Annotated in this window: 23 protein-coding genes; 15 read left to right on the forward strand and 8 right to left on the reverse strand. The window is 69.1% G+C overall.

What is annotated here, in order from left to right; translation table 11 throughout:
- Positions 1 to 45 precede the first annotated feature (45 nt).
- Entirely contained in the window at positions 46 to 1,320 is a 1,275-nt protein-coding gene (locus C3942_RS16625; protein ID WP_165797492.1) for a PucR family transcriptional regulator, read from the reverse strand.
- 226 nt (positions 1,321 to 1,546) lie between these two features.
- Here C3942_RS16625 and C3942_RS16630 point away from each other — a divergent pair, with 226 nt between their 5' ends.
- On the forward strand, positions 1,547 to 3,490 hold the full coding sequence (locus C3942_RS16630; protein WP_165797493.1) for a CocE/NonD family hydrolase: 1,944 nt from the start codon (positions 1,547 to 1,549) through the stop codon (positions 3,488 to 3,490).
- Positions 3,491 to 3,604: 114 nt separating this feature from the next.
- Positions 3,605 to 3,988, forward strand: coding sequence for a hypothetical protein (locus tag C3942_RS16635; protein ID WP_104231489.1), 384 nt, complete (start codon positions 3,605 to 3,607; stop codon positions 3,986 to 3,988).
- Here the strand turns inward: C3942_RS16635 and C3942_RS16640 are convergent.
- The 5 genes from C3942_RS16640 to C3942_RS16660 form a co-directional block, all read right to left on the reverse strand.
- Positions 3,985 to 4,248: a hypothetical protein gene (locus tag C3942_RS16640; protein ID WP_104231490.1), complete on the reverse strand. Its 264-nt coding sequence runs from the start codon at positions 4,246 to 4,248 to the stop codon at positions 3,985 to 3,987. The genes C3942_RS16635 and C3942_RS16640 overlap by 4 nt on opposite strands.
- A complete protein-coding gene (locus C3942_RS16645; RefSeq protein ID WP_104231491.1) occupies positions 4,245 to 5,672 on the reverse strand; it encodes a patatin-like phospholipase family protein in 1,428 nt (475 codons plus the stop codon). The genes C3942_RS16640 and C3942_RS16645 overlap by 4 nt, the downstream gene beginning before the upstream one ends.
- 81 nt (positions 5,673 to 5,753) lie before the next feature.
- Entirely contained in the window at positions 5,754 to 6,275 is a 522-nt protein-coding gene (locus C3942_RS16650; RefSeq protein ID WP_104231492.1) for a hypothetical protein, read from the reverse strand.
- A 64-nt stretch (positions 6,276 to 6,339) separates the two neighbouring features.
- Positions 6,340 to 6,894, reverse strand: a complete 555-nt coding sequence (locus tag C3942_RS16655; protein WP_104231493.1) for a DUF4166 domain-containing protein — start codon at positions 6,892 to 6,894, stop codon at positions 6,340 to 6,342.
- Positions 6,895 to 6,899: 5 nt separating this feature from the next.
- Positions 6,900 to 8,783 carry an ATP-binding cassette domain-containing protein gene (locus tag C3942_RS16660; protein ID WP_104231494.1) on the reverse strand — a complete coding sequence of 628 codons (1,884 nt, stop codon included), beginning with the start codon at positions 8,781 to 8,783 and terminating at the stop codon, positions 6,900 to 6,902.
- Positions 8,784 to 8,974: 191 nt separating this feature from the next.
- Here C3942_RS16660 and C3942_RS16665 point away from each other — a divergent pair, with 191 nt between their 5' ends.
- The 10 genes from C3942_RS16665 to C3942_RS16710 all read left to right on the forward strand — a co-directional run bounded on the left by C3942_RS16665 (position 8,975) and on the right by C3942_RS16710 (position 17,605).
- A complete protein-coding gene (locus tag C3942_RS16665) occupies positions 8,975 to 11,236 on the forward strand; it encodes a TonB-dependent siderophore receptor (RefSeq protein ID WP_165797494.1) in 2,262 nt (753 codons plus the stop codon).
- Between the two features lie 7 nt (positions 11,237 to 11,243).
- Positions 11,244 to 11,540, forward strand: a complete 297-nt coding sequence (locus tag C3942_RS16670) for a DUF3649 domain-containing protein (RefSeq protein WP_104231496.1) — start codon at positions 11,244 to 11,246, stop codon at positions 11,538 to 11,540.
- Positions 11,537 to 13,090 carry a PepSY-associated TM helix domain-containing protein gene (locus C3942_RS16675; RefSeq protein ID WP_133164329.1) on the forward strand — a complete coding sequence of 518 codons (1,554 nt, stop codon included), beginning with the start codon at positions 11,537 to 11,539 and terminating at the stop codon, positions 13,088 to 13,090. The genes C3942_RS16670 and C3942_RS16675 overlap by 4 nt, the downstream gene beginning before the upstream one ends.
- A complete protein-coding gene (locus tag C3942_RS16680; protein WP_207766125.1) occupies positions 13,087 to 13,413 on the forward strand; it encodes a DUF3325 domain-containing protein in 327 nt (108 codons plus the stop codon). Before C3942_RS16675 ends, C3942_RS16680 begins: the two co-directional genes overlap by 4 nt.
- Positions 13,414 to 13,497: 84 nt before the next feature.
- A complete protein-coding gene (locus C3942_RS16685; RefSeq protein ID WP_104231498.1) occupies positions 13,498 to 13,827 on the forward strand; it encodes a hypothetical protein in 330 nt (109 codons plus the stop codon).
- Positions 13,824 to 15,419 carry a PepSY-associated TM helix domain-containing protein gene (locus C3942_RS16690; protein WP_165797495.1) on the forward strand — a complete coding sequence of 532 codons (1,596 nt, stop codon included), beginning with the start codon at positions 13,824 to 13,826 and terminating at the stop codon, positions 15,417 to 15,419. The genes C3942_RS16685 and C3942_RS16690 overlap by 4 nt, the downstream gene beginning before the upstream one ends.
- Positions 15,416 to 15,703: a hypothetical protein gene (locus C3942_RS16695; protein WP_104231500.1), complete on the forward strand. Its 288-nt coding sequence runs from the start codon at positions 15,416 to 15,418 to the stop codon at positions 15,701 to 15,703. The genes C3942_RS16690 and C3942_RS16695 overlap by 4 nt, the downstream gene beginning before the upstream one ends.
- Positions 15,704 to 15,787: 84 nt before the next feature.
- Positions 15,788 to 16,534 (forward strand): hypothetical protein, encoded by a 747-nt coding sequence (locus C3942_RS16700; protein WP_133164330.1) that lies wholly within the window; start codon positions 15,788 to 15,790, stop codon positions 16,532 to 16,534.
- A 36-nt stretch (positions 16,535 to 16,570) separates the two neighbouring features.
- Complete coding sequence (locus C3942_RS16705; RefSeq protein WP_104231502.1) at positions 16,571 to 16,960, forward strand: MerR family transcriptional regulator; 390 nt, start codon at positions 16,571 to 16,573, stop codon at positions 16,958 to 16,960.
- A 54-nt stretch (positions 16,961 to 17,014) separates the two neighbouring features.
- On the forward strand, positions 17,015 to 17,605 hold the full coding sequence (locus C3942_RS16710) for an NAD(P)H-dependent oxidoreductase (protein ID WP_104231503.1): 591 nt from the start codon (positions 17,015 to 17,017) through the stop codon (positions 17,603 to 17,605).
- 48 nt (positions 17,606 to 17,653) lie between these two features.
- On the opposite strand, the gene C3942_RS16715 is transcribed toward C3942_RS16710, so the two are convergent.
- Together C3942_RS16715 and C3942_RS16720 are read right to left on the reverse strand one after the other, a co-directional pair.
- Positions 17,654 to 19,690, reverse strand: coding sequence for an NADPH-dependent 2,4-dienoyl-CoA reductase (locus tag C3942_RS16715; RefSeq protein WP_104231504.1), 2,037 nt, complete (start codon positions 19,688 to 19,690; stop codon positions 17,654 to 17,656).
- Positions 19,691 to 19,757: 67 nt separating this feature from the next.
- Complete coding sequence (locus C3942_RS16720) at positions 19,758 to 20,630, reverse strand: alpha/beta fold hydrolase (protein WP_104231505.1); 873 nt, start codon at positions 20,628 to 20,630, stop codon at positions 19,758 to 19,760.
- A 69-nt stretch (positions 20,631 to 20,699) separates the two neighbouring features.
- Here C3942_RS16720 and C3942_RS16725 point away from each other — a divergent pair, with 69 nt between their 5' ends.
- The 3 genes from C3942_RS16725 to C3942_RS16735 all read left to right on the forward strand — a co-directional run bounded on the left by C3942_RS16725 (position 20,700) and on the right by C3942_RS16735 (position 23,821).
- The gene (locus tag C3942_RS16725; protein ID WP_104231506.1) at positions 20,700 to 21,335 is read left to right on the forward strand and encodes a TetR/AcrR family transcriptional regulator; all 636 of its coding nucleotides are present in this window, start codon (positions 20,700 to 20,702) and stop codon (positions 21,333 to 21,335) included.
- 122 nt (positions 21,336 to 21,457) lie between these two features.
- Entirely contained in the window at positions 21,458 to 22,348 is an 891-nt protein-coding gene (locus C3942_RS16730) for an alpha/beta fold hydrolase (protein ID WP_104231507.1), read from the forward strand.
- Positions 22,349 to 22,468: 120 nt separating this feature from the next.
- Entirely contained in the window at positions 22,469 to 23,821 is a 1,353-nt protein-coding gene (locus C3942_RS16735) for a DUF1329 domain-containing protein (RefSeq protein ID WP_104231508.1), read from the forward strand.
- Positions 23,822 to 23,926: the final 105 nt, after the last annotated feature.

A 23,926-nucleotide genomic window follows, 5' to 3' on the forward strand; every position in this document is an offset into this window, starting at 1 on the left:
CCGCTTCTCCGGCGCGACTCCGGAGCGTTGCGCGCCGCGCGACGGCTACACGCTGTCGGCGCGACCCATGCGCCGCATCAGCAGCGCGGCGCTGAGGCGCGATTGCCAGGACAGATCGTCCAGGTCGGCCTTCAGCAGCGTCTCGATGCGCTTGAGGCGATAGCTCAGGGTGTTGGGATGGATCTGCAGGGTGGCGGCGACTGCCTTGCGCTGCTGCCGCTGCAGGAAATAGCTGTCCAGTGTCTCCAGCAGGTGCGGCTCCGGGGCGATCAGCTCCAGCAGCCCTTCCAGGTAGCCGGCGACGTTGCGCGACTGCAGGGCAGTGTCGTCGAGCACGTAGTCGGAATAGCGGAACTGCCGGCCGCGCGTCGCCAGGCGCCGTCCGATGTCGAGGCCGCGCAAGGCCTGTTCCGCGCTCAGGTGCCAGCCGCGGGCGCCGGTGCCGGCAAGCCCGATGCCCACGGGTTGCGGGTGTCCGCGCAGCGCCGGCAACTGGCCCAGCTGCGTGGACAGGCGGCGCTCGTGGCGGATCGCGTTCTCGCCGCCGGGTACGGCCATCCAGATCACCGCGTGCTCGCGCCACAGCGTGCCGATGGGGCGCGGCTCGTCGCGTACGGTCAGGGCGCGCATCAGCGATTCCAGTTCGTCCTCGGCGGCGCTGCGGCTGCCGCCGGGGGAGGTCTTGGCGAAAGCCAGCGCGATGCGCCGTCCCAGGGGGTCGGCGCCCAGCGCCAGCGCCCGTTCGCGGAATCCCTCGGCGTCGTCGGGGCGGTCGAAGACGATGGAGCACAGTTCGTGCTGCAGGCGACTCTGCCAGCGTTCGCCGCGGCGCTGCTCGTCGACGTAGGCATGGCTGATGGTCTGACCGAGCAGGTCGGTGTGGTACATCATGTAGGGCGAGAGCTTGAGCAGCACCTCGTCGCGCAGTTCGTGGCGGTGCTGCACGCCGTCGAGAAAGGCCTGCCACAGCACCGTGCTGCCGACGCGGAAGGAATGCAGCAACCCGGTCAGCGCGATGCCCTGGTGGAAGCGCCGGCGGGCGAAGTCCGCCACCGGCTTGAGCATCTCGGCATCGGGCGAGCGCCCACCCAGCAGGGCGCGGAACCAGATGTCGACGTTGATCCGGATCATGGTCTCGACTTCCTGAACCACGGCCGGATCGCGGATCGCGGCGTACTCCGGCACGTCTTCCCGCACCGTGGCAAAGACGCGCTGCACGATGGTCTCCGCACGCTGCGACAGTGCCCGCACCTCCGGCGCCATCCGCCGTGAAACCGCCGGGACGGCCGCGCCATCGCGCGGCCGGGCTGCCTTGCTCATCTGCCGTCTCCTCCATATGCGCCCGGTCTTTGCCGCCGGGCTGACCCTTGTATAGCACGGGGCGCCGCCGGGCAGGCCGCCCTGCCTTTGTGCCGCGGCACAAAAGCAGCCGTGAACCTGCCAATGGCGCTGCCGCAGGGCCGCCGCGAAGATGGAGCCACGACATATACGCGTCCGCGAAGGGCCTGCCGGCCCTCGACGGCTGCGAACGCGAGGAGAGACCAACATGCTGGACGCATTGGCGCGCCTGCGCCCGAGGGGTGTTTTGCTTTTTGCATGGCTGTGCCTGGCACTGGCGCAGCCCGCGGCGGCCGAAGTGCGTCGCCAGGGCTACATCACGCTGCGCGACGGCGTGAAGCTGCACTACAACCTGGCCTTGCCGGACGAGCGGGGCAGTTTCCCCACGGTATTCATCTATGACCCCTATGAGGCCGGCGCCGCTCGCAACGGGCCGGTGACGCGGCCCTACGTGACCTCGTTCTGGGCGCAGCGCGGCTATGCCGCCATCGGCGTGAACATCCGCGGAACCGGCTGCTCGGGCGGGACCTTCGTCGCCGAGGATGCACCGCAGTGGGGGCGGGACGGTGCCGAGGTGGTGGACTGGATCGCCGCGCAGCCCTGGTCCAATGGCCGCGTCGGCATGTTCGGCATCTCCTTCACCGGCACCTCGCAGTTCGCGGTGGCGGCACTGGCGCCAACGGCGCTGAAGGCGATCGCGCCCTGGCAGGTGTTCCCGGACTTCTACCGCGACATGGCCTATCCGGGAGGCATCTACAACAGTGTCTTCGTCACCGGCTGGGGGCTGCTGTCGCGGCCGCTGCTGCAGTCTTCGGGCGCCAATGCCGAGGCCCTGGGAGACCCGCAGTGCCTGGCCCACATCCTGCAGTCGCTGCTGCCGAATACCGCCGCCAATGTCGGCCTGAACATGCTGCTGCATCCTTACCGCGATGACTACTGGTCGCGCGATCCCTCCACGATGCTGCCGGCCGTGCGCCTGCCGACACTCGGTTGCGTGACCTGGCAGGACTCCACGGTCACCAGCCGCGCCGCCGATCTGTTTGCCGAGGACCTGCCGCGGGACAGCACCTGGCTGGTGGCCAACAACGGCCTCCACGGCGGCTGCGCAGTATCCGAGGACATGCTGATGCGCTTCTACGGCCGCTATCTCAAGGCAGAGGCGAACGGCTGGGAGCGCACCCCCAGGCTGACCCTGCATCACGAGGTGCCGCCGGAAGGCGATGCCGGCATCGAGCGCTGGACCTCGCCGGGCCGCCCGGCCTGGACCACGAGCCATGATCGCTTCGACGGCGGCGTGCAGCCGCTGCGCCTGCGGCTTCAGCCGGGTGGCCGGCTGGACCTGGAGCCGGTGGCGGCGAAGGAGACGGTCGAGCGCTACCTGTATCCCTCGGTCTCGGCGAATACGGCCTACGACTGGCTGGCGGCCTTCAGCCGCTGGGGATGGCCCCAGCTGCCGGGTACGGTGCTGAACTACACCACGCCGCCGCTGGAGCAGGATGCCGAATTCCTCGGCTCCGGCAGCGTGGAACTGTGGATGTCCACGCCGGGCACCGACGCCGACGTGCAGGTGACGCTCAGCGAGGTGCGGCCCGACGGGCAGGAGATGTACATCCAGAACGGTTGGCTGCGCCTGTCGCACCGCCACGAGGATGCGGCGCGCTCGACGCCGCTGCGGCCCTGGCACACCCACCGGGCCGCGGACGCCAGGCCGCTGGTGCCCGGCGAGCCGGTGCTGGCGCGCATCCCGATGCTGCCGTTCAACCACGTGTTCCGCGCCGGTTCCTCGATCCGCCTGGCCATCGATACGCCGAACCTCGACCACGGTGCCCGCCCGGTGCCGGCAGTGCATGCCGTGCACCTGGGCGAAAACCATGACTCGACGCTGGTGCTGGGCTGGCTGCGCGGCGCGCGTGCCGGCGCTGCGCTGCCCGGCTGCAACGCGGTGCAGAGCCAGCCCTGCCGCCAAGACCGGGTCGGCGTGCCCGAGGGACGCCTGAGGCTGGAGGCCTCCGGGGAGCCGGCGGCCGGCGGCTCCGGTGGCGGCGTCTTCGGTCCCTCGATGTTCGTCTTGCTGATGGCGGCGCTGCTGTGGCGCCGCCGGAGCCACGGTCCCTTCGTGGGGATGCCCGGGGCGCTTCGCCGCCGGGATTGAGATTCATGGCCGGCGTGCGGCGGAGCCGGCCATGAATCTTCTTTCTCCCGGGCCCGCGGACCGGCACGAGGCTGGGCCTTGCTATGCTGGAGCATGTTCAACGGGGGTAGCTCCATGCCAGCGGATTCGTCCTACACGCGCCTGCTCTTCGGCACGGCGATGCTGTTCAATCTCGTGGTCGCGGCCGGGCTGCTCACCTCCAGCGCACAGATCGGAGCGGCCCTGGATCTCGGCGCGGCCACGCCCGGCAGCGTGGTGCTGTCGAACCTCTCCGGCGCGTTCGTGGCCCTGTTCGCCTACGCCTATGCGCGCGTTGCGCTGGAGCCGCAGCGGTATCGCGCCTACGTGGAACTCGGTGCCATCGGCAAGCTGCTGGTGCTGCCGGCCGCCGGCATTCCCCATGTCCTGGGCTACATCGGCTGGGAATTGCCCTTGCTGGCCTGCGGCGACCTGGTCTTTGCGCTGCTGTTCTGGGACTGGCTGCGCCGCACGCGCTAGAGCCGCAAGCTCACCGACGCCAGCAGCATCAGCATCAGCAGCAGCGGTACCGGCAGGCTGATCCAGAAAGTAGCACTGGCGCGGGGCGTTGCGCGTGCCCGCGCGAAGTTGACGATGGCGGTGACCGGGATCGCCCAGACTCCGAGCAGCATCGCGGCCAGGCCGACGAAGGAGCCGTTGCCCCGCGTGGCGAACATCACGAACAGGGTGAGCGCGACCTGCAGCACTGCGGGCAGCCCGACATGGAGCAGGTATTTCACGGCACCCAGTCCACCGGTTCGAGGGCCTTGAACAGGAACGGCAGCATCACGTCGGCCTGGTTCCAGCCCCATTGGAAGGCGCGGTCGAAGTCCTGCGGCGAGGGCAGCAGGTTGATCGGCGACAGGGTGGGTTCGAAACGCAGCAGCCAGTCGAAGTAGGGCTTCTGCGAGTTCATCTGCAACTGCACCGCCTGCGTGACCGGCCACAGCCAGAGATGGCTGGGATCCCATTGCGGATGGAAGCAGTCCAGCGCCAGGTAGAAGGCGTTGCGCGTGCCGATGCGTCCGCCCTGCACGCGCTCCCAGGCGATGCGCGCCGGTACGTTGGATGCCACGCCGCCGTCGACGAACAGCGCCACGTCGTGCTGCTGCCGCAAGGCGGCAAGGATGGCGTCGCTCTCCGCATCGCGTGCCGGAGGCTCGTACTGCAGCACCGCGGGAATGGCCGCCGACAGGCCCACGGCGTCCACGGCCCGGAGGCGCCTTGTCAGCGCGTCGCCGCCCAGCACGATCGGCTTGACCACGCTGGGGCTGACCATGGCGGCGAGCAGCAGCATGCGCTCGGCCACCCGCTTGGAGAAGCGCTTGCCGCTGGCCAGCGGCGAGGTGAAGTCGCGCAGGCCGGAGGGCAGATGCTCATAGGCACGGGTATGGATGCCGGCCACGACCGAGTCGTAGGGGATCTCCAGGTCTTCCAGCCGCATCGGACTGCCGTCCGGCAGGGTCATGATCCGGTGCATGCTGTGCAGGTGCAGGCGCGTGATGCCGGGCAAGGTATGCGTGGCGCCGATGTGGGGACGGCTGAAGATGTCGCGCACGCGCAGCGACTTGGCCCAGGCCATCAGGGCTTCGATGTCGGCCTGGCGGGAGCGGGCCAGGAAGGCGCCGATCAGCGCGCCGATGGACGAGCCCACGAGATAGTCGGAAGAGCGACCCTCGGCACGCAGGCGCGCGGCGGCGCCCACGTAGACGTAGCCTGCACCGCCGCCGCCGCCCGCGATGGTGACCAGCGACTTGCGGCCCACCTCGGCATCGAGTTCCCCGGCGGTGAAGCGACCGGCGTGGCGGATCAGCAGGTTGTCGCGCGCCAGCCGGGCTGCGGCATGCAGCGCATCCAGCGAGGCCATGCAGCCGGCCAGGCGCGCGCGGGGAGAGTCCTCATGGCGCAGCGGCTTGTACCACTCGCGCAGCACCAGTTCGCGCAGCGGTTCGATGATGCCCGGGTCCGGCTCGACCTCGGGGCGCCAGGGAGCGCCCAGCGCGGCACCCGGCGCGAAACCCTGCAGGCGCGCCAGGCCCAGCACATAGCGCAGGCGATGGTATTCGGCAGGCAGCAGGAAGCGCGGCTGCGCCAGTACGGCGCGGATCGCCGCCATCTCCATGCGCTGCAGCTTGAGCAGGGCCTTGGCCCGCGGGTCGGACATGGACGATGGTGCCCCTTGCACTCGTTATTGGAATGCGCCGTATCATGCCATCGACCGCTGTCGGCATCTGCCCGGGCTGCTTCAGTCCCCGGCCCGGCGGTGTGCCGGCAGCTGCGTGAAGACCAGCAGGCCCATGGCCACATCCACCAGCAGGCAGCCCAGCGCGTACCAGTCCGGCATGTAGGCGCTGTGCCCGTGATGCCAGGCATCCCAGGCGACGCCATGGGCGAGGATGCCGCCGCCGAGCAGGACCGGCGCACGCAGGTATCCCCATAGCGCCAGGGCTCCGAACAGCGGGACACCGATGGCTTCCAGCCGCAGCCCGGCCGCGTCCTCCGCCAGCCAGGCCGCCCAGAGGTAGATCAGCGGCATGCCGGCCAGGAACAGGGCCTGCACGAGCCTTTCCAGTTTCAGCCGGCGCCGCGGCAGCGAGCGCAGCAGCACCAGCTGCACGGTCACCAGCACAGCGGCCAGCGTCGCGAAGTAGGGTGGGACCAGCGGATGCCGCAGGGGAGATTCCGGCGCCAGGCCGATCCAGGCGTAGGCGACGACGGCGATCAGCAGGATGAAGGCGGGCCGTTCGAGCCGGGCGAGCAGGTTCATGGTATTCCCAGGAGTCATTCCAGCCTTGTAACCCTGGAGCCGGGTCCCTGCGCAAGCGCGGCCGTCAGCCAGGCCGGGCTTCCAGCGCGCCGCCATACCGGAGCACGGTGCCGAGCAGCGGCAGCGCAAACTCGACCTGGAACAGGTAGCGTCCGTTCTCGATGCGCTTGCCGGCCCGGGAGCGCGGCATCAGAAACAGCGGGACCGGGATGCCGCGGACGCGGGTCCGCAGCACCCGCCAGAGCCATCCGCCGCGGTCCACGTCCACGGTCAGGTGCATCTCGACCGGTCCGGTGCTTTCCACCCACCAGCCGTCGCGGCACGTGCCGACCGGCACGAACAGCGAGCGCATCTCGGCGCCGTTGTCGAAGCGCCGGTTCCACTCCAGCGCCGTTCCGGTGTGCCGGATGCTCACCTCGAAGCCGCGGCGCGGCAGGTCCACCGGAATGCCGACGGACTTCGCCAGCCGCCGTCCGATCCAGCCGGCGGGTCCGCGGCCGACCTGGATGTCGATCTCGCCGCTCAGCACGCCGCCATGGCGATGCAATTGCTGCAGCAGCGGATGCAGTTCGCCGAAGGCGGGGCCGAACCAGCGGCTGACGACCGTTTCCGGGGCCATGGCTTTCAGCGCTGGGCTTCCAGCTCCTCCCAGCGCGCGTAGGCCTCGCCCAGGTCCTTCTGCGTCCTGGCCAGGGCCAGCTCCACCTTGGCGATGTTCTCCCGGGGTTGCTGGTAGAAGCCGGGGGCACTGATCTCCGCCGCCAGCCTGGTCTGCTCGCTCTCCAGTTTCTCGATGCGTCCCGGCAACTGGTCCAGCTCGCGCTTGTCCTTGCTGTTGAGGCGCGAAGCCGGCGCGGCGGCGGCCGGAGCGGGCGAGGGCGCCGCCGCCGGCTTCGGCGGGGGCGATGCGGCCGGGGCCTGGTGCTGGCGCTGGCGCAGCCAGTCGTCGTAGCCGCCGACGTAGTCGCCCACGCGTCCGCCGCCTTCGTAGACCAGGCTGCGCGTGACGACGTTGTTCAGGAACTCGCGGTCGTGGCTGACCATCAGCACGGTGCCGGAGTACTCCACCAGGCGCTCCTCCAGCAGGTCCAGGGTCTCCATGTCCAGGTCGTTGGTGGGCTCGTCGAGCACCAGCAGGTTGGAGGGTCGCGAGAACAGCTGGGCCAGCAGCAGGCGCGAGCGCTCGCCGCCGGACAGGACCCGCACCGGGCAGCGGGCGCGGTCGGGCGTGAACAGGAAATCCTGCAGGTAGGTGTAGACGTGCTTGCGGGTGCCGGCGATCTCGACGAATTCCTTGCCGTCGCCGATGGCGTCGATCGCGGTCTTCTCCTCGTCCAGCAGCGGGCTGCGCAGCTGGTCGAAGTAGGCGATCTCCAGCTTGGTGCCCTCGCGGACCTCGCCGCTGTCCGGCTTGAGCTTGCCCAGGATGATGTTGAGCAGCGTGGTCTTGCCGGCGCCGTTGGGGCCGATGATGCCGACCTTGTCGCCGCGGATCACCGCGGTGGAGAAGTTATGGATGATCTTGCGGCCGCCGTAGGACTGGCTGACGTTCTTCAGCTCCGCGACCAGCTTGCCGGAGCGCTCGGCTTCCTGCACCACGATGTTGGCGGTGCCCTCGCGGTTGCGGCGCTGGGCGAAGGTGTTGCGCATCTCCATGAGCGCCTTGACGCGGCCGGCGCTGCGCGTGCGGCGTGCCTCCACGCCCTTGCGGATCCAGACCTCTTCCTGCGCCAGCTTCTTGTCGAACAGCGCATTCTGGCGCTCCTCGGCATGCAGCGCCTCGGCCTTGCCGGTGAGGTAGGCGTCGTAGCCGCCCTGCCAGCTGCTGAGCTTGCCGCGGTCCAGGTCGCAGACGCGGGTGGCGAGCTTGCGCACGAAGGCGCGGTCATGGCTGATGAACAGCAGGGCCCCGCGGAAGGACAGCAGGAACTCCTCCAACTGCGCGATGCTGGGGATGTCGAGGTGATTCGTCGGCTCGTCCAGCAGCAGGATGTCGGGCTCGCTGACCAGGGCCTGCGCCAGCAGCACGCGGCGCTTTAGGCCGCCGGACTGCGAGGCGAAGGGGGCGTCGGCCGGCAGGTCCAGCTTGGTGATGACCGCCTGGACGCGGCTTTCCAGCGACCAGCCGTCCTGCGCCTCGATCTGCGACTGCAGGCGGCCCAGCTTTTCCAGTTCGGCCTCGCTGTGGGCCTCCATCGACAGGTGATGGAACTCGGCGATCTTGCGGCCGAGTTCGCCGAGGCCCTCGGCCACCACGTCGTAGACCGTGCCGGCGGTACCGGGGGGCACGTCCTGCACCAGCTGCGCCACGCGCAGGCCCTGCTGGCGGATCACCTCGCCCGCATCCACGGCCTGGCTGCCGGCGATGACGCGGAACAGCGTGGACTTGCCGGCGCCGTTGCGGCCGACGAGGCAGACGCGCTCGCGGGCTTCGATGGAGAAATCGGTGCCGTCGAACAGCACGGTATTGCCGATGCGCAGGCTGACGTTCTTGAGGCCGAGAAGCATGGGGGACGGGGCAGGAAAACGGGGCGCGGATTGTCGCATTCCCCGACGTCCGGCGGGATGTGAATCGTGCTTCCAATTTACAAATGAGAAGCATTCCTATGTAATGGCCGCCTCTCTTCCGCCGGTGCAGCCAGTCCTACGCACCAGCCATCCCCCGGCCGAAGTCATTGATGCACTTCCGGGGATTCGTCATGAACACGCTGCACGGGCGGTTGCGCCCGCATTTCGTCCTTGCCGCCGGCCTGGGGCTGGCCGCGCTGTCGCCGGCCGCCGCCGCGCAGGATCCGGTGCCCGCCGCCGAAGCCGCGGCACCTGCGCCTGCAGGAGCCGTACCGCCCGCCGCCGAGATTCCCGCGCCGGCGCCGGCCGGGGACGTCAAGGAGGAAGCCGTCACCCTGCCGGCGGTCCTCGTGACCGATACGGTGGTGACGCCGACCACCGAGGGCAGCGGCAGCTACACCAGCCGGCAGGTCACCCTTGGCAAGACGCCTCAGTCGATCAAGGACACGCCGCAGTCGGTAACCGTGATCACGCGCCAGCGCATCGAGGACCAGAACCTGACCTCGGTGCCCAAGGCCCTGAAGCAGGCGACCGGCGTGAACGTGCAGCGCTTCGATGGCGCCGGCAACTTCAACAACTACTACATCCGCGGCTACCAGGTCGATGCGATCCAGCTCGACGGCATCAACTTCGGCGCCACCGGCAACGTCGTCGAGTTCGACACCGCGATGTACGACCGGGTCGAGATCCTGCGCGGTCCCGGCGGCCTGTTCCAGGGCTCGGGCGAGCCCAGCGGCGTGATCAACCTGGTACGCAAGCGTGCGCTGGCCCATGCCCAGTACGGCGGCGCCGTGACGGTCGGCAGCTGGGACAGCTACCGCACCGAGCTGGACGCCACCGGTCCGCTGACCGCCGACGGCCACCTGCGCGGCCGCATCGTCGGCGCCTACAATCACCAGGACTCCTTCGTGGATGTCGTCGGCTCCACCCGCCAGATGGTCTATGGCACGCTGGAGTACGACCTCGCCCAGTCCACGACGCTGTCGGCCGGTATCGCCTGGCAGGACGTCGATGCGGTGATCGACCAGGGCCTGCCGGCCTATGCCGATGGCCGGCTGCTGGACGTGCCCCGTTCGACCTTCATCGGCGCCGACTGGAACAAGCAGGAACTGGAGTCCACCGACCTCTTCACCGAGGTTGAGCATCGCCTGGACAACGGCGGCTATCTCAAGGCCGCCGTGCGCAAGCTGGACCGCTACATGCTGTACCGGGTCGCGCGCGCCAATAGTGCGGTCGATGCCAATGGCAACGTGAATCTGCAGACCGGCATCTACAGCCCGGATCGCGAGAACCTCAGTGCGGACGCCTATGCCAGCCTGCCGTTCGAAGCCTGGGGGCTGAAGCACAACCTCGTCGTGGGCCTGGACTGGCGCAAACAGGAGGAAACGGCGAAATCCACGGCCTTCGCCAATACCGCGACGATGAATGTCTTCAATCCGGACCATGCGGTTGTGCAGCCGGATTGGGTATTCAACAGCCTCAGCGGTACGGAGACCCGGCAGTACGGTGCGTACACGCAACTGCGCATCAAACCCGTTGCGTGGGCGACCGTGGTGGGTGGCGGACGTCTCAGCTGGTGGGAATCGCAGTCGTACAACCGGCTGACAGGAGCCAAGACTGCCGACTATGACGAGAAGTCCGAGTTCACGCCGTATGCGGCACTGATATTCGATCTGTCGCGGGAAATTTCCCTCTACGCCAGCTGGGCTGAGATCTTTCAGCCCCAGAACAACGTCACGCTCGACAACTCGCCGCTGCCTCCGCGGACGGGGCTGCAATATGAGGCCGGTATCAAGGCCGAACTGCTCCAGGACCGGTTGAATGCGCAACTCGCAGTATTCCGCACCCGGGATAGGGATCGCGCTATCGCCGATCCCAATGCTCCGAGTCCCCTGCCGACGGGAGCGCCTGCAAACCCCTCGATCTCGGCAGGCGAGGTCGAGAGCCAGGGATTCGAGGCCGAACTGGCGGGCAGCATCCTGCCGGGTTGGGAGCTGACCTTGGGTTATGCCTACGTCGACACCGAGTACCTGCGCGGCGCGACCACTGCCCAGACTGGCCAGACCTTTGCGGCTTTCACCCCTCGGCATACGGGCAACCTGTGGAGTTTGTACCGATTCACCGGCGGAGCGTTGAAGGATTTCAGCATCGGTGGCGGCGTCAGGGCTCTGAGCCGCTTCTACAACCAGAGCGGTGCCGTTCGCTTTGAAGCTCCCGCCTATACAGTGGTCTCAGCGCTGGTCGGCTACCAGATCACACCGCACTGGCAGACCACCCTGACGGCTGACAATCTCTTCGACGAGAAATACTACGAGAAGGTCAGCGGCGTGACGCGGCAAGCCTTCTACGGCGAGCCGCTGAACTTCTCGCTGGTCTTGCGCGGTTCCTTCTGATCGCGGCATGACGACACGGCGCGACGGCAGTTGGCGCGAGCGGGGCGCCGTGCTTTCGCGGCTGCTGGCCGCGCTGCTGGGAGGATACGCCGTCAGCGCGCTGCTGGCGGCGGTCCTGGCGCTGCACCTGCCGATGGAACGCAGCGAGGCGGTACTGGTCGGCACCATGCTGTCCTTCCTGGTCTACGCGCTGGCGGTGATGTGGGCCTTTGCGGCCCGCCATGCACTGCGCGCCTGGACCGGGCTGCTGGTGCCGGCGCTGCTGCTGGCGGCGGTCCTTGCCGCGCCGGGGTGGACCGCATGAAGCAGGGTTTCCGCCAGTCGATGGCTTGGCTGCATACCTGGGGCGGGCTGCTCTGCACCTGGCTGCTGTTCGCGGTGTTCTTCGCCGGCTCGCTGTCGTTCTACCGCGAGGAGCTGACGCTGTGGATGCAGCCGGAACTGCACCAGGCGCAGCGCGGCGGCGACGACGGGCTGGCGGCGGCCCTGGCCGTGCTGCAGCAGCGCGCGCCGCAGGCCAGGAGCTGGACGATCGCGTTGCCCGGGCCGCGCGATCCGGTGATCGAGGCCCGCTGGAACCACGGCAAGTTCGACCGCAAGGCCGTGGTGGTGCTGGACCCGGCGACGGGCAGGGCCCTGGAGCCGCGCGAGACGGTCGGCGGCAGCTTCTTCCGCAACTTCCACTTCTCGCTGATGCTCAAGCGCACCGGCTACTGGATCGTCGGCATGGCCACGCTGATGATGCTGGTGGCCCTGATCACCGGCGTGGTGATCCACAAGAAGATCTTCAAGGACTTCTTCACCTTCCGGCCCGGCAAGTCGAAGCCGCGGGCCTGGCTGGATGTCCACAACGCCACCGGCGTCATGGCCTTGCCGTTCCTGCTGACGATCACCTACAGCGGCCTGCTGACCCTGGCCTACGTCTACATGCCGGCCGGCATGATCGCCGGGGGTATCGACAGCGAGCGCTTCCTCAGCGAGATCAGTCCGCGGCAGGAGCCCCCGGAGGCGCGCAGCGGCAAGCCGGCGACGCTCACCGCTCTGGCGCCGTTGCTGGAGCAGGCCCGCCGGCATTGGCAGGGGGCGGCACCGGGCTCCGTGACGATCCACCATCCGGGCGATATCGCCGCCGTGATCGACGTGGCCCGCCGCCGCGGCACCGGCATCACGGCACGCATCGAGCCGGTGATGCGTTTCGACGGCGTCACCGGGCGACTGATCGCGGCGCAGGAGCAGAGCGCACCCGGCGCCGTGACCTACGGCGCGATGTACGGCCTGCACGTGGCCTGGTTCGCCGAACCTTTCCTGCGCGGGCTGCTGTTCGTCATGGGAGCGATGGGCTGCCTGGTGATCGCCAGCGGCGCGGTGGTCTGGGGCGCCAAGCGGCGCGAGCAGCATGGCGCCACCCATGCCGCGGTCGGCTATCGGGCCGCGGAGTCCCTGAACGTGGCGGGCATTGCCGGCATGGCGGTGGCGACGGCCGTGCTGCTCTGGGCCAACCGCCTGCTGCCGGCGGAACTGGCCGAGCGCGCACTGGCGGAACGGCAGTGGTTCTTCGGTGCCTGGCTGCTGTGCCTGCCGCATGCGCTGCTGCGCCCGCGTGTCGCGGCCTGGCGCGAGCAGTTGTGGCTGGCGGCGATCCTGCTGGCGCTGCTGCCTTTCGCGGTGCGGTTCTCCGGTGGGCTGTCCCTGCCGCAGGCCCTGCTGCAGGGGCGGGGGGCGGTCGCCGGCGTTGAACTCGCGGCGTTGGCTTTCGCCGCGCTGCTGGCCTGGGCAGGCTACCGGATCGCCTCGGTGAAGCCGGCGCTGCCGCGTGCGCGCCCGGCAAGGCCGTTGCCGGAGGCGGCGGCATGATGCTGGCGGCGCTGATGCTGGTCTATGCCGGCTGGATGGCCCTGTGCCTGGCGATGACGCGCCACCAGCGCCCGCTGCTGCAGCGCGAGTTGGGCCGGCGGGCGTCCGCCCTGTTGCGTTCGGGTGGGGGAGTGCTGTTGCTGCTGGGGCTCGGCGCGGCTGTCTGCGCGCAGGGTTGGCACATCGGGCCGGTCGCCTGGGTCGCCTGCCTGGCGGTTTCCGGGATCGCCCTGGTGCTGACACTGCCATATCGGCCGCGTGCATGCCTGCGATTTGCAGGGCTGGCGCTCGCACTGGCGCCGTTGCTGGCCGCATGGGCCTGAAGAGCGAGGCGCTGCGGTTAACATGGAAATGATTCTCACCTACAATTCAGACTCCTCCCGCCGCTGCCCGCGCTGAGCCCTGCCGTGTCCGTCTCCGATCCTGCTGTCCGCCGCCGTTTCTGGTCGCGCTTCGCGCTGGCCGGTCCGGTGGTTTTCCTCTGCGCCGCGCTGGTCATGTGCGGCGGTGCGCTATGGCTGCCCAAGGGCGCGGCGCAGATCGACAACCTGGTGATGCCGATCGTGCTGTTCCCGGCGATCTGGGCGGGGCTGTTCTTCTATGCCTACCTGGACCGCAGCCTGGCGCGCGCCTGGGCAGTGATCGGCGGACTGTCGCTGGTTCACCTCGCCGTGATCGGCCTCTACGTCATGCAGACCATGCAAGCGGCCAAGGCCGCAGGGGCGGGTGCCTCGTGATCAAGCTGTCGCAGGAGCGCAACAAATCCCTGCTGGCGGTGCACGGCTGGTCGGCCGTGTTCCTGGGCCTGCTGCTGTACGCGGTGATCCTCACCGGCGTCGCCTCGGTCTTCGCCAAGGAGCTGGGCGACTGGTCCAGCCCGCTCGCGCAGCCGGTGGCGGATCCCTTCAGGCCTGGCACCGACCGCATGCTGCGCGAGTTCGCCGCCACGGTGGATCCCCAGTATCACGAGGAGATGTTCGTGTTCCCGCGCGCCGGGGACCGGCTCTACGCCTTCTTCCACAAGCACGAGACCGATGAGGACGGCAAGCCGCGCGAGCGCGGCGTGGCCGCCGAGTTCGATCCGAACACGCAGACCCTGATCGAGCGCCGCGAGGGCACCGACGAGGACGTGGATGCCGGCGACCGCGCCAATGCGCTGGGCGACTTCATGGTGGAACTGCATGTGCGCCTGCACCTGCCGAACCCCTGGGGGCTGCTGCTGACCGGCGTGCTGGGCCTGGCCATGCTGGTGGCGGCGATCACCGGCTTCGTCGTGCACCGCCATCTGATCAAGGAGTTGTTCACGCTGCGTCGGCACAAGGAGAAGCTGCTGTCGGCGCGCGACACGCATGTCATCGCCGGCACCTGGAACCTGCCGTTCGCCTTCATCCTGGCCTTCACCGGCAGCTACTTCAGCTTCGGCAGCGCCTTCGGCATCCCGGCGGTGGCGATGGTGGTGTTCGGCGGCGACCAGGAGAAGATGATCGAGACGGTCATCGGCAATCCCCCGAAGGAAGACAAGACACCGGCCCCGGTGGCGGACTTTGATCGCATGATCGCCGACGTCCGCGGCCGCACCGACGCCGCGCTGAACTTCATCACCGTGCAGCACTGGGGGCGCGCCGACTCCCTGGTGACGATGTTCATGCAGTACCCCGAGGGCAAGCTGCTCGGGCCGACCTATGTCTACAGCGGTGCCACCGGCGAGTTCCGCTACGCCAAGCCCAGTCTCGGCCTGCAGCCATCGACCGGCGGTGCGCTGTTCGAGCTGATGGGGCCGCTGCATTTCGGCAACTTCGCCGGTGTGTTCTCCAAGGCGGCCTGGTTCGCCCTGGGCTTTGCCGGCGCCTACGTCACGATCACCGGATTGATGCTGTGGACGCTGCGCCGGCGCGAGCAGCGCGGCTGGCGGCACCTGGCACGGGCCACCGTTTGGGTGGGTTACGGCCTGCCGCTGGCGCTGGCGGCACCGGCCTACGCTTTCTTTCCGCTGCGCGCCGCCGGCGAGCTGGTCCACGGGCCGATGATGACGGTCTTCCTGCTGGTGGCGCTGGCCGCCGCCGGCATCGCCTGGGGCCTGCGCAGCCTGACGCTGGCACGCCGCATCCTGCTGGGGCTGACCGGCCTGGCCCTGCTGCTGCTGCCGGCGCTGCGCCTGCTGAGCGGCGGGGCGGGGTGGCCGCTGGCCTTCGAATCCGGCCTGCATACGGTGCTGGCATTGGACATCGCCTTTGCCGTCGGCGGACTGCTGTGCCTGCTCTCCGCGTCGCGCCGGCACGCGGAGAATGCGGCGGCGGATGAGGAACTCGACGAAGCGGTGGAAGCATGAGCACCTACGCCTTCGCTGCCGTCGCCAGCCTGATCAGCCTGCTGCTGCTTCTGCCCATCGCCCTGCGTGACCCCAAGCGCCTGCGTAGCCTGCGCCGCCCCGTACCCAAGCCCGGCCGGGAGCGGCAGCTGCTGGGTTGGGGCACGCTTCTGCCCGGGGCGGCACTGGTGCTGCTGGGCCAATGGCCGGCCCTGCTGATCTGGCTGGGCACGGTCACCACACTGGGTTGGCTGCTGGTGCAGTTGCTGGCCCGCCTGGGGGCGCCGTCGCCGCGTGCGGGCTGAGCCGGGGGCGCGCCCGCATCCGTGGCGTTGACCTGGCGTTGACGCGGCGGCCGCTACGATCGGGCTGTCTCCCCGAGCCCGATCATGATCCGCCGCCCTCCACGTACGCCTGCCTTGCTTCTCGCCGCGCTGATGCCGCTTGCCGCGCAGGCCGGCATCTTCGAGACCAGCAGCCCCGATCCCAGCACCCGGCTGAAGACGGAGCCGCAGCTGGGCTGGAAGGACGATGGCAGCAAGACCACCTGGGCCATGCCCTCGCTGTCGGTGGACCTGCCGTTGCGGCCTGGGCTGCACGCCAACGTTTCCAGCGGCTACGGCCGCGTCGAGAGCGATGGGGGCGACCGCGCCCGCGAGGGTTTGGCCGACAGCAAGGCCGGCTTCAAATGGCGCTTCTACGAGAACCGGGCTGCGCTCTCGCGCCTGGCCCTGGGCGTCGAACCCAAGCTGGGAATCCCGACGGCCGATGACGGCAGCGGCCTCGGGGCCAATTGCTGGAAGCTGGCCCTGCCGCTGCTGGCAGCCTACGAGGCCGGGCGCCTGCGCCTCGAGGGGCAACTCGGCTATACCCATGCCTTCGGTGGGCAGGACGACGACATCCTGCTGGGCGCACTGGCCCTGGTCACGGTGACGCCGCGGCTCAAACTGGGCGGCGAGATCGTGGAGGATTCGCCGGCCGACGACATTCACCGCCGCCAGGTGCGCGCCAACCTCGGCCTCAAGTACAGGCTGATGCGCGACCTGGAACTGCATGGCCTGGCCGGCCGCAGCATCGACAATCATCGCGGCGATACGGTCGAGCAGGCGCGCATGATCCTGCAGATGCTGTTCTGAGGCGATAATCCGCGCCTATCCCAGGTGGAGCGCGACATGCGGATCGGCGATATCGCAAGGCAGGCAGGCACTACGCCCAAGGCCATCCGCCACTATGAGCTTCTGGGGATTCTCCCGGCGGTCCCGCGACAGGGCAGCTATCGCCGCTACAGCGAGCGCGACCTGATGTTCGTGCGCCTGGTACGCCAGGCGCAGGCCCTGGGTTTCCGCCTGGCGGAGTTGCGCGGCCTCTATCCGGCCGATGGCGAGCCCGACTGGTCCCGGGTGCTGGCTGCCCTGCTGGAGCGGCGCCGGCAGGTCGCGGCGGACATCCAGCGGCTGCAGGCGCTGGACTTGCAGTTGCAGGCGGTGGAGGCGGAAACCCGCGCCTGTCTTGGCGGTGGCGGCGGGGAATGCGCGGCGGCACCGGTACGCCGGGCGGCTTGACTCTGCCCCTAGGGGCAGGCTGCAAGCTCCGGTTCCCGCCACCGGAGCCGCCCCTTGAGTCCACGCGTCCTCATCATCCTCGCGCACCCCGCCGAAGACAGCCTCTGTCATGCGCTGGCCGCGAGCTACGCGGCGGGCGCGCTGCAGTCCGGGGCGGAAGTGCGCCGGCTGGATCTGGGGCGCATGAGCTTCGACCCGGTGCTGCGCCAGGGCTATCGCGGCTCGCAGCCCCTTGAGCCGGATCTGGTGTCGGCGCAGCAGGAGCTGCTGTGGGCACGGCATCTGGTCTTCGTCTATCCGGTCTGGTGGGGGGCGATGCCGGCGCTGCTGAAGGGTTTCCTGGACCGCGTGCTGCTGCCTGGCTTTGCCTTCCGCTACCGCCGTGATTCGGTCTGGTGGGACCGGCTGCTGGCCGGGCGCAGTGCGCAGCTCATCGTCACCATGGACACGCCGCCCTGGTACTACCGCTGGTTCTACCGCCAGCCCGGCCACGAACAGATGCGGCGCACCGTGCTGGAGTTCTGCGGCATCCGCCCGGTGCGGGTAAAGAGTTTCGGCGCGGTGCGCAGCGCCACGCCGGCCCAGCGCGCGCGCTGGCTGGAATGGGCGCGGCGGCAGGGTGCGCGCTTGCCGCCGCGGACATGAAAAAAGGGGTGCCGGCCCACGGCCGGCACCCCTTGGACCGCACTCCACTCAGAGCGTCGCCGCCAGCCGGCTGGCCTGGTTGATGGCACGCTTGGCGTCCAGCTCCGCCGCCACGTCGGCGCCGCCGACGAGGTGGACCTTCACGCCGGCCGCCTTCAGCGGCTCCTGCAGTTCGCGCAGCGGTTCCTGGCCGGCGCAGAGGATGATGTTGTCGCATTCGATCAGCGCCGGCTTCTCGCGCTTCTCGCCGAAGGTGATGTGCAGGCCGCGGTCGTCGATGCCTTCGTAGTTGACGCCGCCGATCATCTCCACCTGCTTCATCTTCAGCGAGGCGCGGTGGATCCAGCCGGTGGTCTTGCCCAGGCGCTTGCCCAGGGACTCGGCCTTGCGCTGCAGCAGCGTGACCTTGCGGGCGGGGGGAGTGATCTGCGGGCGCACCACGCCGCCGCGCGAATGGCTCGGATCGCCCACGCCCCATTCCTTGTTCCACTCCTCCAGGTTCATCGTCGGGGAATGGCCTTCCTCGAAGACCAGGTACTCGGAAATGTCGAAGCCGATGCCGCCGGCACCGATCACGGCCACGCGCGGACCGACCGGCTTCCTGTCGCGCAGCACGTCGATGTAGGACAGCACCTTGGGATGATCCACGCCGGGGATCTTCGGCGTGCGCGGGCTGATGCCGGTGGCCAGGATCACCTCGTCGTACTTCTTCGAGGCCAGGAAATCCGCGTCCACCCGCGTATTCAGGTGCAGCTTCACGCCGGTGCTGGCGATCTTGTTGCCGAAGTAGCGCAGGGTTTCATGGAACTCTTCCTTGCCCGGCACGCGCTTGGCCATGTTGAACTGGCCGCCGATCTCGGCGGCGGCGTCGTAGAGGTCCACCTCATGGCCGCGCTCGGCCAGCACGGTGGATGCCGCCAGGCCCGCAGGCCCGGCGCCGACCACGGCGATGCGCTTCTTCTGTGCGGCGGGGCGGTAGACCAGTTCGGTTTCGTGGCAGGCCCGCGGGTTGACCAGGCAGGAGGCGGTCTTGAGCTTGAAGGTGTGGTCCAGGCAGGCCTGGTTGCAGCCGATGCAGGTGTTGATCTCCTGCGCGCGGTTCTGCGCCGCCTTGTTGACGAACTCCGGATCCGCCAGCAGCGGACGCGCCATGCTGATCATGTCGGCTTGGCCCGAGGCGATGATCTTCTCGGCCACGGCCGGGTCGTTGATGCGGTTGGTGGTGCACAGCGGGATGCGCACCTCCTTTTTCATGCGCTCGGTGACCCAGGCGAAGGCGCCGCGCGGCACCGAGGTGGCGATGGTGGGCACGCGCGCCTCGTGCCAGCCGATGCCGGTGTTGATGATGGTGGCGCCGGCACGCTCGATGGCCTTGGCCAGCTGCACGACCTCTTCCCAGCTCTGGCCGTCGGGGATCAGGTCCAGCATCGACAGGCGGTACACGATGATGAAGTCGCGGCCCACGGCCTCGCGCATGCGCGAGACGATCTCCACCGGCAGGCGCATGCGGTTCTCCCAGGAGCCGCCCCATTCGTCGTTGCGCTTGTTGACGTGGGTGACCAGGAACTGGTTGATGAAGTAGCCCTCGGAGCCCATCACCTCGACGCCGTCATAGCCGGCCTCGCGGGCCAGCAGGGCGCAACGCACGAAGGCGCGGATCTGCCGCTCCACGCCCCAGGACGAGAGCTTGCGCGGGCCGATGGCCGTGATCGGCGACTTGATCGCCGAGGCCGAGACCGAAAGCGGATGCACGCCATAGCGGCCGGCATGCAGGATCTGCAGCGCGATCTTGCCGCCCTCGGCGTGGACCGCGTCGGTGACCTGGCGATGGTCGCGCGCCGCGCCGCGGGTACTCATCTTGGAGGCGAAGGGATAGAGCCAGCCCTCGATGTTGGGGGCATAGCCGCCGGTGACCATCAGTCCGACACCGCCGCGGGCGCGTTCGGCAAAGTAGGCGGCCATGCGCGGCAGGTTCTTCTTGCCGTCTTCCAGGCCGGTGTGCATGGAACCCATCAGCACGCGGTTGCGCAGCTGGGTGAAGCCGAGATCGAGCGGCTGCAGCAGGTGAGGGTAGGGATTCGACATGGTGAACTCCGCTTGGAAAGGAAATCTGGATGGCCGGTGGGCTGTCTGGAAGGCGGACCGCGGGCGGCTATCGGTGGCGCGACTGCAGCCAGCGCTGTACCTGCGGCCAGACCTCGTCCTGCGCGGCGCGCGACACGACGATGCCGGGGTGGTCGTAGTCCTGCGAATAGCCCTGGGCGCGCGACAGCAGCACCCAGGTCTTGTCGCCGGAACTCATATGTCCGATGAAGCGTTCGCAACCCTCGGGCGGGTCGACGCGGTCCGCGCCGCCTCCGAAGCCCAGCACCGGGCAGCGCAGCGGCTGCAGGCGCGGCGCCATGCTGCCATCGCGCTGTGCCGCGGTGACGATGCGGCAGGCATCGTCGATCGCGGCGGGGGGCTCGTCCTCCGGGCCCATGCCGAGGCTGCGGGCAGGGAAGCGCCCGAGCAGGCGCGACAGTCCGCGCGTGAACAGGCTGTAGGGCGGCGTCAGGCCGTTCTTGCCGACCTCGCATTGCGCGGCGAACAGCACCAGGCCGGCCACCATGCCTGTATCCAGGGTCTGGGCCGCGGCCAGCGTCGCCATGACGCCGCCGAAGGAATGGCCGAACCAGAATGCCGGGCGCGGATTGTGGTGATGCACCGCGGCCTGAACCTGCGGGAGGTCCTGCCCGATGTGCTCCTGCAGGCCGCGGCGGCCGGGGGAGCCGGCGGCCAGGCCAATGCCGCGGCGCTCCACCAGCCAGGGTTCGTAGCCGGCGCGGCAGAGGAAGCCGGCCAGGCCCACGCCCTTGGGCGAAAGCCAGAAGTGGCGGTTGCTGAACATGCCCGGCAGCATCACCAGCGGCACGCCGCCGTCCTGTCCGGGCAGGCTGACGCGCAGCAGCGAGCAGTGGCCGCCGTCCGCAGCCAGGGGCAGCAGGGCCTGCACATGGAAGTCGCCCCACGGCGCGGTGCTCATCGGGTGCTGGTCTTGCCGGGCATATGTGATAACGTCCGTTATCAAATCATCCGGTAACGATCGTTGTCAATGTCAAAGCAGACACAGGCGCTGTCCGGCGGGTCGGGGCGCACCTACCGCGGCGTCAGCGAAGAGGCGCGCCGCGCGGAGCGCCAGCAGAAGCTGATCGAGACCGCCATCGAGGCCTTCGGCACCCGCGGCATCCGCCATGTCTCCCTGCGCGATATCTGCGCCGCCGCCGGCTACACGCCGCGCTACTTCTACGAGTCCTTCGCCGATCTCGACGAACTGATGGCGGCGATGGTGGAGGTGCTGCTGCAGCGCCTGGTCGATGAACTGCGGGGCGCCCTGCTGACGGGCCCGCGCGACGACCCCGCCCAGCTTGCGCGGCGGATGGTGCGCGCCTACCTGGAGTTCCTGCGCAAGGATGCGCGCGTCACGCGCATCCTGATGATCGAGATCTACGGCATCGGCCTGGACATGGACCGCCTGGCCAACCGCTTCATGCTGACCCTGGGGCCTGAGTTCGGTCCGCTGCTCGAACTGCAGAAGCAGTGGGACCTGCCGCGCCGTGCGAGCAAGGGCCTGGTGGCCACGGGCGTGCTCGGCGCCATGGTGTTCATCGGCACGCGCTGGGTGTCCACCGGCTTCGGTGCGCCGATCGAGGCCGTGACCGATAGCTGCATGGCCTTCCTGCGCGGCTGACCAGCGCCGCCGCGCCAGCCCCGGCTGTCGCCGGCACCAAGGCCGGCGGGCGGCGCAGGCGACAGACTGCGGGCCGTATCCATTGCAATGAGCCGTCCGCAGAACGGCCGGGGAGCCCGTCAATGAGCAGGAAGCAGTCCGGCCAGCCCGCGCTGGCGCCGGTGCGCAGCGGCTATCTGGCCTATGGCCAGTACCGCCTGGCCTATGAGACCTGGGGCGAGGCCGGCGGCGTGCCGGCACTGCTGGTGCACGGCATCCTGCTGGATGCCGGCATCAATCGCGGCATCGCCCGGCGCATGGCCGCCGAGGGTTACCGCGTGATCCTGCTGGACCTGCTGGGCCACGGCCGCAGCGACCGCACCACCGACCCCAAGGAGCATCGCGCCGAGTTCTATGCCGACCAGGTGATCGCCGCGCTGGATCATTTCGGCATCGACAAGGCCTTGGTCGGCGGCATGTCGCTGGGTTCGATCACCGCCCTGCATGTCGCGCAGAAGGCGCCGCAGCGGCTGCTGGGGCTGTTCCTGGAGATGCCGGTGATGGAGTGGTCCATGCCCTGGGCAGCCTTCCTGCTGGGCCCGGTGCTGATCGCTACGCGCTACGCGGAGCGGCCCTATGCCTGGATGGCCAGGCGCTTCGCCGCCATGAAGCGGCCGCGCAACGACCTGCTGGCGACGCTGCACAGCGCCGCCAGCCTGCCGCCGCGCAACGTGGCGGCAATCCTGCATGGCGTGCTGGTGGGGCCCCTGGTGCCGCCGGTGGCGATGCGCCGGGCCATTTCCGTACCGACCCTGGTGATCGGCCATGGCGGCGACAAGCTGCATGGCTACCGGGATTCCGAGTCCCTGGCGCGCCAGATTCCCGGGGCCCGGCTGCTGCCCGCCCGGCACATCCTGGAAATGCGCCTCCACCCCGAGCGGGTCTGGCCCGAGATCAGCGACTTCCTGCGGGAAGTCGCGCAGGGGCGGGCGGCCCCGGCCCCGCGGCGCAAGGGACGGCGCCGGCAGGGCTGACAGGCGCGGCTGTCGAGAAAGCCATTGGCCACTGTTGCATTGGTGGCAGAATCCCGGGGCATTACTACGAATGCGCCTCGAGCCTCTTCCGGCCGATGGACGCCCGGGAGGAGAACAACGATGAGAACCCTGTCGCGGGCCTTGCTGGCCCTGGGCCTGGGCTTTGCCGTGGCCCCGGTGCTGGCGGCGGTGCCTGCCGCCGAATACGCGACCCTGGGCGCCAGCCTCACGCCCGTGGGAGCCGAGCGCGCCGGCAATGCCGACGGAACGCTACCGGCCTGGGTGCTCGACCGTGGCCAGCAGGCCGCTGCCGGCAAGCTGATGGAACTGGGCGATGCCGAGCCGGGTGCGCCGATGTTCGTCATCACCATCGACAACATGAACCGCTTCCGTGACTGGCTCACGGAAGGGCACATGAAGCTGCTGCAGGAGTACAACACCTACTCCATGCGCGTGTATCCCTCGCGCCGCACGGTGCGCTGGCCGGAGACCATCGAGAAGGCCAGCCTGCTCAACGCCCAGCGCTGCAAGCTCGTCGGCAGCGACGACCCCGAAGGCTGCATGGCCGGCTTTCCGTTCCCGATTCCCAAGAGCGGCGCCGAGGCGATCTGGAACCACAAGCTGCGCTGGCGCGGAGAGACCCTGTCGCGCATCAACAACAACCTCGTGGTGGATCCCAAGGGCCAGTTCCAGGCCACGCGGGTGCGCGAGGACTTCCGCTTCAGCTACGCCAACCCGGGACGTCCGCAATTGCTGGATCCGAACAGCCGCGATCTCTGGCAGCTCGCCACCGAAACCCTGGCGCCGCCGCGGCTGGCGGGTACGGAACTGCTGATCCGAGAGCGCAGCGGTACCGGCACCGAGGGCCGCATGGCCTGGATCGCCAGCCAGAAGCAGCCGCGCATGCGCCGCGAACCCAATGCCTGCTGTGACAATTTCACGCCGGGTGCCGAGGGCCTGCAGTTCTACGACCAGATGGACATGTTCAATGGCACGCTGGAGCGCTACAGCTGGAAGCTGGCCGGCAAGCGTGAGCTGCTGATTCCCTACAACAGCCCGCGCAGCGTTGCCGGTGCCGACAAGGGGGATTTCAGCCGGCTGGTGAAGCCCTGGCATATCGACCAGGCCTGGCCGCACTACGAGCTGCACCGAGTCTGGGTGGTCGAGGCAGCGCTGAAGAAGGGCTCCGCCCATCCGGTGCGAAAGCGCATCTTCTACATCGACGAGGACAGCTGGCAGATCGCCGCGGTGGACCTGCTGGACGTCTACGACCAGGCCTACCAGTTCCAGGAGGCGCACCTCGGCTATGACCCGCAGCTCAAGGCCACGGTGGCCTCGGCGGAACTGGTCTACCAGTTCGATATCGGCCGTTACCTGGTGTCCGGGCTGGTGTCGCCCGGAGCCGGCGCGACGCCGGGAGCGGAGTACTTCACGCCGGAGGCGCTGCAGAAGCGGGTGAAGCAAAGCGACTAGGAGAGGTGCCATCCCGTTCTCCTCCGCCGGTGGGAGAAGGAGGCGGGCAGAGAGCGGACGGAAAAAAGGCGGGCCATCACTGGCCCGCCTTTTTCCTTCCTATGC

Source organism: Solimonas fluminis (assembly GCF_002930645.1).
Lineage (GTDB): Bacteria > Pseudomonadota > Gammaproteobacteria > Nevskiales > Nevskiaceae > Solimonas_A > Solimonas_A fluminis.